The 12,147-nt window shown below is 58.2% G+C and carries 7 protein-coding genes; 6 read left to right on the forward strand and 1 reads right to left on the reverse strand.

Features of this window, described 5'->3' with window-relative positions:
- Window positions 1–140 precede the first annotated feature (140 nt).
- Window positions 141–1,667 (reverse strand): NAD(P)H-hydrate dehydratase, encoded by a 1,527-nt coding sequence (locus BM022_RS12015; protein WP_091139601.1) that lies wholly within the window; start codon window positions 1,665–1,667, stop codon window positions 141–143.
- Between the two features lie 177 nt (window positions 1,668–1,844).
- On the opposite strand from BM022_RS12015, the gene purL reads away from it, so the two are divergent.
- The 6 genes from purL to BM022_RS12045 all read left to right on the forward strand — a co-directional run bounded on the left by purL (window position 1,845) and on the right by BM022_RS12045 (window position 12,110).
- Complete coding sequence (gene purL, locus BM022_RS12020; protein ID WP_091139664.1) at window positions 1,845–5,834, forward strand: phosphoribosylformylglycinamidine synthase; 3,990 nt, start codon at window positions 1,845–1,847, stop codon at window positions 5,832–5,834.
- Between the two features lie 84 nt (window positions 5,835–5,918).
- Window positions 5,919–7,157: a ChaN family lipoprotein gene (locus tag BM022_RS12025; RefSeq protein WP_256209152.1), complete on the forward strand. Its 1,239-nt coding sequence runs from the start codon at window positions 5,919–5,921 to the stop codon at window positions 7,155–7,157.
- Window positions 7,154–9,253: a M1 family metallopeptidase gene (locus BM022_RS12030; RefSeq protein ID WP_256209153.1), complete on the forward strand. Its 2,100-nt coding sequence runs from the start codon at window positions 7,154–7,156 to the stop codon at window positions 9,251–9,253. Before BM022_RS12025 ends, BM022_RS12030 begins: the two co-directional genes overlap by 4 nt.
- A gap of 204 nt (window positions 9,254–9,457) precedes the next feature.
- Complete coding sequence (gene ndk, locus BM022_RS12035; RefSeq protein ID WP_091139604.1) at window positions 9,458–9,883, forward strand: nucleoside-diphosphate kinase; 426 nt, start codon at window positions 9,458–9,460, stop codon at window positions 9,881–9,883.
- 21 nt (window positions 9,884–9,904) lie between these two features.
- Window positions 9,905–11,002, forward strand: coding sequence for a dual-specificity RNA methyltransferase RlmN (rlmN, locus tag BM022_RS12040; RefSeq protein ID WP_091139606.1), 1,098 nt, complete (start codon window positions 9,905–9,907; stop codon window positions 11,000–11,002).
- Window positions 11,003–11,102: 100 nt separating this feature from the next.
- Complete coding sequence (locus tag BM022_RS12045; protein ID WP_177191714.1) at window positions 11,103–12,110, forward strand: RodZ domain-containing protein; 1,008 nt, start codon at window positions 11,103–11,105, stop codon at window positions 12,108–12,110.
- Window positions 12,111–12,147 lie beyond the last annotated feature (37 nt).

Raw genomic sequence — 12,147 nt, forward strand, 5'->3', positions numbered from 1 at the left:
TGGCTGCTGCGCGGGCGGGCACAGCAGTCGCCTGAGTGCATCTTTCATGGCGGCGTCGTGCCGGCTGCAGGATGCCTCTTTCGCAATGCAATGAAGTTAAATCAAATTACCCGGGGCTAGCTCATGCCGCAGCTTGGGTGCTAGGAATTGTAGATCCACCGGTTCAGAAGGTTGCGGGCGGCAACTGGAATTTCCGAAGCCGTCATGCCCACGGGCCCCCCATGTTCTTTCTGAAGCGCGTCCGCCGCCGCGCCATGCAGGTATACGGAAAGCAGCAATGAATTTTCCGGGCTTGCTCCCTGTGCCAGCATTGCCCCTATCATGCCGGTCAGAATATCTCCGGTCCCTGCACTGCTTAATCCGGGATTCCCGCTTGTATTGATGTAACGTTTGCCGTCGGGTGTGGCACAAATACTGCCCGACCCTTTCAGCACCACGCAGCAGTTGAATTTATCGATCAAACTCTGTGCTGCCGCCATCCGATTCTGCTGGATCCTGCCAGTGTCTACGCTCAGCAAGCGCGCTGCTTCGGCAGGATGAGGCGTAAGAATGGAGGGGGCCTTTCGGTTCCGTAGCAGGCTACCGATAGCGGGCCAGGTGGCCATAAGGTTTAGAGCGTCGGCGTCCAGTATTAGCGGCAGGTTGGACTTCAGCGCACAGTCAAGCCAGAAGCGTGCGTCAGGGTCCGATCCCAGTCCTGGGCCGACAACAAGGCAGTTTAGATGACCGGTCCGGAACAACACGTGGATCGGGCGCAGCATCAATTCAGGCTGCGTGGTATCCACGCCAATCACGTTTGCGGCCAGCAAACCGAGATAGACGCGGCCCGCTCCCAGCTTCAACGCGGCCGTGCCTGCCAGAAGTGCCGCTCCGATCATTCCGGCCGATCCGCCAATGATCCCGATGCTGCCGAACATGCCTTTGTGGCTTTCGGCGGGACGGGGGGCGGGCAGCAATTTTGCGATATATGCCCGATCCACTGCCCATGAACTTGGCACCTTTAGCGCGTTAACGTCCAGACCGAGCCTCCGCACAAAGATTTGTCCGCATTGGTCAGGACCGTGATACGTGAGCAGACCGGGTTTGAGTCCAATGAATGTGACGGTGATCGCGGCCCTGATCGCCGCGCCGCGCACTCTGCCTGTGTCGCTGCCCAGGCCGCTGGGGATATCAAGGGCGAGAACAGGCGCTTCCATTGCATTCACCGCATTGACCAGGGCAAGATATTTATCCGCCAGATCCCGTCCCTCCCGCTGATCCAGGCCGATGCCGAACAGCCCATCGATTAGCGCGTCCCATTCTTCGTCCGGTGGAATCGTCTCCACTATTTCCCCGGCACTGGCGACCCAAGCATCCAGCGCCCGTCTTGCATCGTCAGATAGATTGCAGCGTTCGCCCGTAAATACCAGGGTAACCTTATACTGCCATGAGCGCAGGTGACGGGCGGCGACGAATGCGTCGCCACCGTTGTTCCCAGGGCCGGCGAGCACCAGCACTTTTTTCCGACCGTGGATCAGCAGTTTATCGCGCGCGACTTGGGCTGCCGCCAACCCCGCTTTCTCCATGAGCTGCGGGGGCTCCGGCAGGGCAGCAGCAAGCCGCTCGATTTCGCGGATTTCAGCAGTGAAATAGACAGGGTTGGTTCCCTGGTCGGCTGATATGATCATGCTGTTTCTGACAAGTCAGCGCTTCTATTGATGTATTTCATGTTGGCGGCGAATTTGAAGCACGCATCTTTCTCGGCTGCGGCGCGTCTGCCTCTGGTGTAAAATCGGGGATTCGCTGAATGAGTCCGTCTTTGCACGACCCCGGCACCCATTTTTCAATCTGACCGACAGATGCTGATGCTTCGCCTTCGTGGTGGCCGCGCGCTTTCGCCGTTTCGTCTGGAAAAGCTGACGAGCGCTCTTAAAACTGAAGCTTCGCAAGTTTCCCATATTTCTGCGGAATATTGGTATTTTTGCGCGACTGCGCGCCAGTTGCGCAGGGAGGAAGTCGCCATTCTTGAGAAGTTGCTCAAGTGCGTGCCGGAAGCCGAGTTGGTCCCGGCGGGCGGACTGTTCCTGGTCGTGCCCAGGCCCGGCACGATTTCTCCCTGGTCCAGCAAGGCAACAAACATCGCTCTCCATTGCGGGTTGGAGGCAGTGGAGCGGTTGGAACGCGGTGTAGCCTTTTATGTAGAACCCACAGAAAACGCCGCTGGGTTAACTGCCCCGATTAGGAAGGCGCTGCTCCCGCTGATACACGACCGCATGACGGAGTCGGTGTTTGCCTCCCTGGATGACGCTGAGAAATTGTTCCGGCATTTTCCGCCTACGCCGCTGGAAGCGATTGACGTGTTGGCCGGTGGTGGAGAGGCGCTCCATAAGGCCAACGGCGAGCTGGGATTAGCGTTGTCACCGGACGAAATAGATTATTTCGCGGACTATTTTCTGCGTGTCGGCCGCAATCCCACGGATGTGGAATTGATGATGTTTGCCCAGGCTAATTCCGAGCATTGCCGCCACAAAATATTCAATGCCGACTGGGTGATAGATGGCCAGCCACAAGCAAACTCGCTGTTCTCAATGATCCGCAACACGCACCAGCAAAACCCGCAGGGCACGGTGGTCGCTTACGCTGACAATTCTTCCGTTATCGAGGGAGCAAAGATCGCCCGCTTTTATGCGGGCCAGGATAACGCTTATCGCTATGAGGAGGAGCAGACGCATATTCTGATGAAGGTGGAAACGCATAATCACCCCACCGCAATTTCGCCCTTCCCCGGTGCAGCAACTGGTGTCGGCGGCGAGATTCGCGATGAAGGCGCCACCGGTCGGGGGGCGAAACCGAGGGCGGGCCTGAGCGGCTTTTCCGTTTCCAACCTGAATATCGCCGGCTTTATCCAGCCGTGGGAACCGGGCGCGGGGAATTACGGCAAGCCGGGCCGTATCGCTTCTGCCCTGCAAATAATGCTGGAAGGACCGATTGGCGGCGCGGCGTTCAACAACGAATTCGGGCGTCCGAACCTTGCGGGATATTTCCGCACCTTCGAGGAGCGCGTAGCAGGCGAGATGCGTGGATACCATAAGCCCATCATGCTTGCAGGCGGCATCGGTCATATTGCTGCGCACCATGTGCTAAAGGAGCAATTCCTATCCGGCGCGCTGCTGATCCAACTGGGGGGGCCGGGCATGTTGATCGGTCTCGGCGGTGGCGCCGCGTCCAGCATGGATACGGGAACAAACGCCGAGAGCCTCGATTTCGATTCAGTTCAGCGCGGCAATGCTGAGATGGAGCGGCGGGCGCAGGAAGTCATCGACAGTTGCTGGCAAATGGAACGAGGCGGTGAAGCCAATCCGATTCTCGCCATCCACGACGTCGGCGCAGGCGGTTTGTCGAACGCAGTACCGGAACTTTTGCATGGATCTGGTCGGGGAGGTCACCTGAACTTGCGCGACATTCCCTCCGAGGAACCCGGGATGTCCCCCATGCAAATCTGGAGCAATGAGGCCCAGGAGCGTTATATGCTTGCCATCCGGCCAGAGTCGCTGGAATCCTTCAATGCAATTTGCGAGCGCGAACGCTGTCCGTATGCGGTGATTGGCATTGCAGCTCCGGAAGAACAACTGGTGGTGACGGATCCGGAATTCGAGAATCGTCCAGTTGATATGAGTCTTTCGGTGTTGCTGGGGAAGCCGCCAAAAATGATCCGGACGGCTACACATATCGCAAAACCGCTGTTGCCCTTTTTTGCCAAAGGACTGGATTTGCGTGAAGCGGCCTATCGAGTGCTTCGCCTGCCTGCCGTAGCGGACAAGACCTTTCTCATCAGTATTGGTGACCGTACCGTCGGCGGCATGACGGCCCGCGACCAGATGGTGGGCCCTTGGCAGATTCCGGTAGCGGATGTGGCCGTGACATCGATGGGCTATAAAACGTATCTGGGGGAAGCATTCTCGCTTGGCGAGCGCGCGCCGGTGGCCCTGGTTGATCCGGCGGCTTCGGCGCGGATGGCGGTCGGCGAAGCGCTCACAAACATCGCTGCCGCATACATAGCGGCCATCGGTGAGATCAAGCTATCCGCCAACTGGATGGCTGCCGCAGGGCATCCGGGAGAGGATGCGGCCCTGTTCGACGCCGTGCATGCGGTCGGCATGGAGCTGTGTCCCCGTCTGGGCATTAGTATCCCAGTGGGTAAGGACTCGATGTCGATGAAGACCGTATGGCAGACGGAGGCCGGGGAGCGGGCGGCCGCAATTAGAAAGGAAGTGACGGCACCCTTGTCACTGGTCATTTCCGCGTTTGCAAGAGTGACGGATACGCGCAAAACGCTCACCCCGCAGTTGCGCACCGATTGCGGCGAGACCGACCTTGTCCTGATTGATCTTGGTGCAGGCAGGAAACGGTTGGGTGGCTCGGCGCTGGCCCAGGTCTACAAGCAGGTAGGCGATGAAGCGCCGGATGTAACCGTTCCAGACGGTGCTGAGAAATTGAAGGGATTTTTCTCCGCCATACAACGTTTGAACCGCGATGGCAGAATACTGGCGTATCACGATCGCTCCGACGGTGGCATGTTTGCGACGCTGTGCGAGATGTCGTTTGCCAGCCATGCCGGAATTACCGTAAATCTCGATCAGCTGTGTTTCGATCCCTCTGCGAACGACGTGGACGGTCAAGAATTGCGGCCGGAAGCGCTGAGCGGTCGATTTCACGAGGGTATTCTGCGCGTACTGTTCAATGAAGAATTAGGCGCCGTAATCCAGGTTAGGACGGCAGCGCGTGGCGAGGTTCTGGGTATTCTGGCGGAATACGGTTTAAGGGACATCAGCTTCATCATTGGCGGGATTAACGGCAAGGATGAGATCCGGGTTTTGCGTAACAATAAACCGGTATTTTCCGAGAAGCGCGTCGACCTTCACCGCGTCTGGTCGGAAACGACTTATCAGATGCAGAAGTTGCGCGATAATCCACAATGCGCGCAACAGGAATACGACCGTATCCTCGATACCGATGACCCCGGTTTACATGCGCAATTGAGTTTCGATGTCGACGAGGACATATCCGCTCCCTTTATCTCGACCGGCGCCAGACCTCGCGTTGCAATCTTGCGCGAGCAGGGCGTGAATGGGCATGTGGAAATGGCCGCAGCATTCGACCGGGCGGGATTTGCCGCAACGGACGTGCACATGAGCGACATTATCAAGGGGCGAGTTTCACTGAAGGATTACGCTGGCTTTGCCGCGTGCGGGGGTTTTTCCTACGGCGATGTGCTGGGCGCAGGAGAGGGCTGGGCCAGTTCGATACTTTTCAATAGCCGTGCCCGCGACGACTTCGAGGCGTTTTTCGCGCGCGGCGACACCTTTGCCTTAGGCGTTTGCAATGGGTGCCAGATGATGAGCAATTTGCGTCAAATCATTCCGGGGACGGAACATTGGCCGAAATTTGCGCGGAACAAATCGGAACAGTTCGAAGCGCGTCTGGTCATGGTGGAGGTGCAGGAAAGCCGATCGCTGTTTTTTGACGGCATGGCCGGCAGCCGGATGCCCGTTGCCGTTGCACACGGTGAAGGTCGGGCTGAATTCCCCGATGAGAAAGCTGTCTCAGTTATCGCGTCCCTGGTTACGCTGCGTTACGTCGATAATCGCGACAAAATTACCGAGGTTTACCCACTCAATCCCAACGGTTCGCCCTTGGGTATTGCTGGCGTTACCACACCAGGTGGGCGCTTCAGCATCCTCATGCCCCATCCGGAGCGTGGATTTCGAACAGTCCAGCACTCCTGGCATCCTGATTGGGGCGAAGATGGGTCATGGATGCGGATGTTCCGGAACGCGCGCAAATGGGTTGGGTGAGCGCCTCTGCCGAAGCGGATCGATGGCGCCGGTGGGCTTGAGTACGGGTGAGCATGGGTTCGCCCAATGATAAGGAGTATCAGCTTGAAAATTATCCGGAACGCTCGCCGTGCCTTTCAGGGCGCATTGTCGGCGATGATGTTATTTGCCGTTGTTACACCCATGAATATTGCATTGGCGGAAACAAAAGTGGATAACAAGGAAAAAGAAAGCGTCGATTGCGTTCCAGTCGGGAACTGGATCGTGCCAGGTGCAGGAAAGATTACGGAGGCTGACGTTATCGCCAAGGCATCCCGGCGCACGGCAGTGCTGCTGGGCGAAATGCACGATAACGCTGAGCACCACCGGTGGCAATTACAGACGCTCGCCGCGCTGCATATGGCGCGACCCGAGATGGTAATCGGTTTCGAGATGTTCCCGCGTCGGGTGCAAAAAGCGCTTGATCAATGGGTGGCCGGGGATCTCACCGAGGCTCAGTTTCTTGCCGCGGCGGACTGGGGCACGGTCTGGAGCACGGACGCAAATCTTTACTTGCCGTTATTTCATTTTGCTCGCATGAATCGAATACCGATGGTGGCCCTTAATATCGATACGCAGTTAAGGCGAACAGTTGCCTCGAAGGGTTTTGCCGCCGTGGCCGAGAAGGAGCGCGAAGGCGTGACGGCTCCTGCTGCCCCCAGCGCCGCTTACCTCGGTTATTTGCTGCCGATTTATGGCGAACACGACCGCGGCGGCAAGAAGCGGGGTGACACCAAGCCGGATGATCCAGGTTTTCTGCGCTTCGTCGAAAGTCAGCAACTCTGGGACCGGGCAATGGCCCAGGCGATGCACGCTGCGCTGGAACGGCCGGGGCGTCCTCTGGTGGTCGGAATCATGGGATCAGGGCATATCAGGCATGGGTACGGTGTTCCGCATCAACTGAAGGACCTGGGAGTGGCAGATGTCGGGACGCTGTTGCCATGGAATAGCGGCACGGGATGCAGTCAAATGGTCGCTGGAATTGCGGACGCGGTGTTCGGCATCGCATCGCTATCCCCCTCCACCCAGGAATTTTCATCACGTCCGCGCCTGGGAATTCGCTTCGAGATGGCCCAGGATGGCGGCGCGCGCGTGCTGCAGGTGGAAAAAGGAAGCATAGCGGAGGCGGCGGGCCTTCGGGACGCAGACATAATCGTCGAAGCAGCCGGCATCCCCGTCAAGCGCACCGAGGATATCGTGGAGACGGTCAAGCGCCAAGCGCCGGGCACGTGGTTGCCGCTGACATTAAAACGCGGAAGCGATTCGAGCGAGATTGTTGCAAAGTTTCCGGCGGTGCGGAAATGAAGCCCATGAAGCGACTGATGCCGCGCGTGCGGTCCCTTACATGGGACCTGAGAGGTGTAGTCTGTCTCCTGTGCTCTATGCTCGTGGCGAGCCCTGCATGGGCCACGTCATCGGCCACGTCCGACGTGGCGCCGGCCCCCGTTCCGGCTGAGGTCCAGTATGAAATAACGGTGCGTCTGGATCCGGTTGCGCGCAGGATAGAGGGACGCAGCGTTATCACGGCAAATACGCCCGAAGAGTTGACCCTGGTGATCGGGCGCCGCTTCGAGGTCATGCATGGGCGGGTCGATGCTGAGCCCTTTGGGCCGGCCGTAACGATGGGCAGGATGCGTGCATGGCGAATTCTGGGTCACGAAAAACTGCCTCGCCGCATCGAAATCCATTGGCGTGGGGAGCTTGCAGCGCTCGATACCGCGCTCGACCACCATCAGACGTTGGGAAGAAATGAGCCGGCCAGCGGCGAAGCCGGTACTTTTCTGCCGGATTCGAGCGGGTGGTATCCCTATCTGGCGGATAAACTCGCCAGCTACAACCTGACTATCGAACTGCCAGCCGGGCAGCGCGGTATTGTGCCTGGGCGTCTTGCAGAAGAAACCGAAACGGCCGAGGGATATCGCGCCCGATTCGAGTTTCCGGCGCCGACTGGCGGTATCGACCTCATGGCCGGTCCCTACGCGGTGGAAACCCGCACGGTACGTGGGGCAGGCGGCAAGCCGATACAGCTAAGGACCTATTTCCATCCTGCGATTGCCGATCTCGCACCCGCCTACCTGGATTCGGTAAAAGGCTATCTCGGACTCTACGAGAAGTGGATTGGCGAGTATCCGTTTACGGAATTCAGTGTGGTATCGAGCCCCACGCCGACCGGCTTCGGCATGCCGACACTCACCTACTTGGGCGTAGAGGTGCTGCGGCTGCCGTTCATCCGCACCACTTCTCTGGGTCATGAGGTGTTGCACAACTGGTGGGGAAATGGCGTCTATCCCGATTATGCTAAAGGCAACTGGTCCGAGGGGCTAACCACGTTCATGGCGGACTACGCGTACAAGGAGCGTGAAAGCGATGAAGCTGCGCGTGATATGCGGCGCGGCTGGCTGCGGGATTTTGCCGCGTTGGCACCCGGACAGGATAAGCCGCTCACGAGCTTTACTTCGCGTTTGCACGGGGCGACACAGATCGTCGGCTATAACAAGGCCGCGATGTTGTTCCTGATGTTGCGTGACATGCTCGGGCAGACAACCTTCGACCGCGCCCTTCAAACCTTCTGGAACGAGCAACGCTTCCGCATCGCTTCATGGTCGGATTTGCGGCAGGCATTCGAGACGGCATCCGGGCAGAATCTTGGCCCGTTTTTCGACCAGTGGCTCACGCGTGCGGGTGCGCCGGTGCTTCGGATCGCCGATGCGGCGCTGGCGAAACCGGGGTCGGGTAGTCACCGGGTGACGGTTACGCTTGAGCAAGGGGAGCCAGCGTACCGGCTGCGTGTGCCGATCGGCATTCGCACCGCCGAGGGCGAGGAACTTCACATGCTTGACTTGGAGAGCGCGCGCCAGGCATTTACGGTTGACGTGCGCAACCGGCCGACACAGGTGATCCTTGACCCCGATCTCCGGTTGTTCCGCCGCCTGCTGCCCGATGAGGCTCCGCCGATTCTGCGCCAAGTAATGGTAGATCAGACAACTGAAACAATCTTGCTGCCCGAAAATGGGGATGCGCGCAGCGCGGCTGAAACACTCGCGTCGAAAATGCAAAACCGCGTGCCGAAACTGGTTGCGCGCAAGGACGGTAACGGCCTGCCGGCTGTGCCCCTACTGGTGATCGGTCTGGCAGACCATGTGGACGCGTGGCTTGCAAAAAATCATTTACCGGGGAGGCCTGACATAATGAAGGAGAAGGGCTCGGCGCAAGCATGGACCGTCCGCCGGCCGGACGGCTTCACGCTCGCGGTGGTGTCCGCGCTGGATGCCGCCTCGCTCTCCGCGTTGGCGCGGCCGCTGCCCCACTATGGGCGCCAGAGCTATATCGTATTCGATGGCGCGAAGGCGATCAGCCGTGGAGCCTGGCCAACACGTTCTCAAGTCTTGAAGCTGGATTGATGGTTTTATCTTTGGCATTTTCGGGCGGAAACAACTCTCCAGATTCGGCATAAGTGTGGTGAAATCAACAATGACTTTCCTGGCAGATCCGTTGCTTATTCCCCGAGGAAGCCAGGCTCGTGAACGGTTTTCTCATTTCCCGGACTTCGGGACCGGTTTTTGTTAAAATATGCGTTATTTTCATAAATTTAGTAGGAGAATTTGATGGCGGTCGAGAGAACCCTTTCCATAATCAAGCCTGACGCGGTAATCAAAAACGTGATTGGGGAAGTCTATTCACGCTTTGAACGCGGTGGATTGAAAATAGTCGCCGCACGCATGTTGCGCCTGTCCCAGACCGAGGCCGAGGGTTTTTACGCCGTGCATCGAAGCCGACCGTTTTTTAATGATCTGGTGAAATTCATGATTTCAGGGCCGGTAATGGTGCAGGTGCTGGAAGGTGAAGATGCGATCAAAAAGAATCGTGACTTGATGGGCGCAACCGATCCCAAGAAAGCAGAGAAGGGGACGATCCGCGCCGATTTTGCGGACAGTATCGATGCCAACGCTGTGCATGGCTCGGATGCATCCGAAACGGCAGCGGTCGAGATCGCTTACTTTTTTCCTGAACTTAATATTTATTCCCGCTAAAACGATACGTAGCTCACCAATATGAGCGTCAATCTCCTCGATTTCAACGCCAAATCTCTTGCCGGTTTTTGTAACGAAATTGGCGAGAAGCCGTTCCGCGCGCGGCAATTGCTGCGCTGGATACACCGTTCCGGTGAGGCCGATTTTGCGGCGATGAGCGACTTGGCGAAGGGATTACGGGATAAGCTCTCTACCGCTGCTGTGGTCCAGGCTCCGCGTGTCATCAGCGATCATATTGCCGCCGACGGCACGCGCAAGTGGCTTTTATCGGTTGGCGCGGGTAACGGCATCGAGACGGTTTTCATACCCGAAACCCATCGCGGAACGCTTTGTATCTCCAGCCAGGTCGGGTGTGCGCTGGCATGTAGTTTTTGCTCTACCGGCAGGCAGGGATTCAATCGCAACCTTACGGTCGCGGAAATTATCGGCCAGTTGTGGTGGGCCAACAAAGCGCTGACCGAAGAGTTTGAAGGCGAGTCTATGCGCGAGCGCGCCGTCACCAACGTGGTGATGATGGGCATGGGCGAGCCGCTGGCTAATTTTGAAAACGTTGTAACAGCGCTCGATCTGATGTTGGACGACAACGCCTACGGCCTTTCAAGGCGCCGCGTCACCGTGAGCACTTCGGGGCTGGTGCCTGCCATGGACCGGCTGCGCGAACGCTGCCCTGTTGCGTTGGCCGTATCGTTGCATGCGCCCAACGACCCGTTGCGCGACCAATTGGTGCCGATTAACAAGAAATATCCGATCAAGGAATTATTGGCGGCCTGCGAGCGCTATCTTGAATCTGCGCCGCGTGACTTCATCACCTTCGAATATGTCATGCTGGATGGCGTCAATGACAGCGTGTCTCACGCGCGTCAATTGGTGCAGCTGGTCCGGCATACGCCTTGCAAATTCAACCTGATCCCATTCAACCCCTTCCCGGATTCCGGCTACGAACGTTCGTCGCCGGAAGCGGTGGCGCACTTTCGAGATGTGCTTGTGCAGGCTGGCCTGGTAACCACCGTACGGAAGACGCGCGGCGATGATATTGCCGCAGCCTGCGGTCAGCTTGCCGGAAAAGTGCTGGACAAGACTCGTCGCGCAAGCCGTCGGTCATCGGAAGCCGCAAGATGAGCCAGACGGTTATTTTATTCCGCGGTGGCGGTGGTGGAGGACATGCGGTCGTCGCGGGAAGCCCGGCAATTCTCGCGCATTGCAGCGGCGAAGCCAGTTGATGGATGATCAAGATAACAACTTCGGTGACGTACCCGGCCCAAAACCGGCGCAAGCTGAACCGGGCCCTGGTCAATTGCTGCGTGCGGCACGGCTGGAACAGGGTTTGAGCCTCGAGGATGTGGCGCGACAAATGCGACTATCGGTCAGGCAGGTAACCGCGCTGGAAGAGGATGATTACACTAAGCTTGCAAGCGGTACGTTTCTTCGCGGGTTCGTGCGCAACTATGCGAAGCTGCTACAGATGGATGCCGCCCCGTTGTTGCAGAGACTGGAGCAGTCCGTTCCCCCACCGCCGCCTACCCAAACGATTTCGTATCCGATCGAGGGTACCCCTTTCCCGTCAAATCGGGACCGCGGCAAGCGCAACCTGATCATTGGCGCAGGTGTCGTTCTGGCGTTATTGCTGCTTGTCTACGAAATCTACCGCGGAAGCGAGGCAAATGTAGAAAAAGCACCCAGCGCGAACGTGGAAAGCCGCGCGGCGGCGGAGGAATCCCCGGACACACGATTATTCGAGCCGCCCGGCGAATTGATGGCTGACCGGGCCGATGTCAGAGCAACCGCTGATAGACCCGGTACGGCGGAACCAAAACATGATGTTCAGCCTTCGGCTGCGCCAACTGCCTCTTCTCCGGTTTTGTCGGCGGCGCCGCAAGCAGCGCAGCAGCCCGCTGCCTCCAAGCCGGCTGATGCACCCGTGCGGGAAGCGTCCAGGCCGCAATCGGCGAGTACTGCAGCTGCGCCGGAACCGGGAGATGAAGGACCGGGGGTCGTGCGCTTGATATTCGGAGGCGACGCTTGGGTGGAAGCCAGGGATGGGAGGGGGAGACTGCTTCTATCGCGGATCAATCCCCGGGGTAGCGAACAGGTGCTGCGCGGCACGCCGCCGTTCGCCCTTAAGATCGGCAACGCCGCGGAGGTTAAGCTGGTCTACAATAGCAAGCCGGTTGATTTGACGCCGCACATCAATATCTATGGCGGAACTGCGCGCCTGTCGCTGGATTAGGATTATCAAATTTACGGATTTTTATACTTACTATGAC

The organism is Nitrosospira sp. Nsp14 (genome assembly GCF_900113575.1).
Lineage (GTDB): Bacteria > Pseudomonadota > Gammaproteobacteria > Burkholderiales > Nitrosomonadaceae > Nitrosospira.

Excerpts from the sequence above, each read along its gene's own strand:
- rlmN (WP_091139606.1), top strand. The coding sequence starts at position 9,905 with ATGAGCGTCAATCTCCTCGATTTCAACGCCAAATCTCTTGCCGGTTTT.
- ndk (WP_091139604.1), top strand. The coding sequence starts at position 9,458 with ATGGCGGTCGAGAGAACCCTTTCCATAATCAAGCCTGACGCGGTAATC.
- BM022_RS12045 (WP_177191714.1), top strand. The coding sequence starts at position 11,103 with ATGGATGATCAAGATAACAACTTCGGTGACGTACCCGGCCCAAAACCG.
- purL (WP_091139664.1), top strand. The coding sequence starts at position 1,845 with ATGCTTCGCCTTCGTGGTGGCCGCGCGCTTTCGCCGTTTCGTCTGGAA.
- BM022_RS12015 (WP_091139601.1), bottom strand. The coding sequence starts at position 1,667 with ATGATCATATCAGCCGACCAGGGAACCAACCCTGTCTATTTCACTGCT.
- BM022_RS12030 (WP_256209153.1), top strand. The coding sequence starts at position 7,154 with ATGAAGCCCATGAAGCGACTGATGCCGCGCGTGCGGTCCCTTACATGG.